This window comes from uncultured Shewanella sp., from assembly GCF_947495455.1.
GTDB lineage: Bacteria > Pseudomonadota > Gammaproteobacteria > Enterobacterales > Shewanellaceae > Shewanella.
On the sequence record NZ_CANLZC010000284.1, the window covers coordinates 1 to 334 of the forward strand.

Consider the following 334-nt stretch of genomic DNA (forward strand, 5'->3'; position numbering starts at 1 on the left):
TCTGTCTCGTTTTCGTACTGACAAGATCAGATCACAGAATGACCAAATGGTTCCTTAGATTTAAGCAACAACGCCGTATACCTTAGGTCACCCCAAAACTGATTGGTGCTATCATACGACTCCTCAAGTAGGGTTGAATGGACGAAGTATTCCTTATGCTCGTGGCCGAGTCTTGGGAGGCTGCTCAAGTATTAATGGTATGATTTACATGCGTGGGCAAGCCCAAGATTATGATGACTGGCATTTATACCCGTGAAACTTGAAGATGCAGGATTCAGCTGGAATTAAAAGCCTTTTAGGCAAGGCTTTGAACAGCGTGCCTAGTCATTCTAAG

1 protein-coding gene is annotated in these 334 nt (G+C 44.0%); it reads left to right on the top strand.

Annotated elements, in window-relative coordinates:
* Nucleotides 1-133 precede the first annotated feature (133 nt).
* Nucleotides 134-256: a GMC family oxidoreductase N-terminal domain-containing protein gene (locus tag Q0791_RS25330; RefSeq protein ID WP_366942504.1), complete on the top strand. Its 123-nt coding sequence runs from the start codon at nt 134-136 to the stop codon at nt 254-256.
* Nucleotides 257-334: the final 78 nt, after the last annotated feature.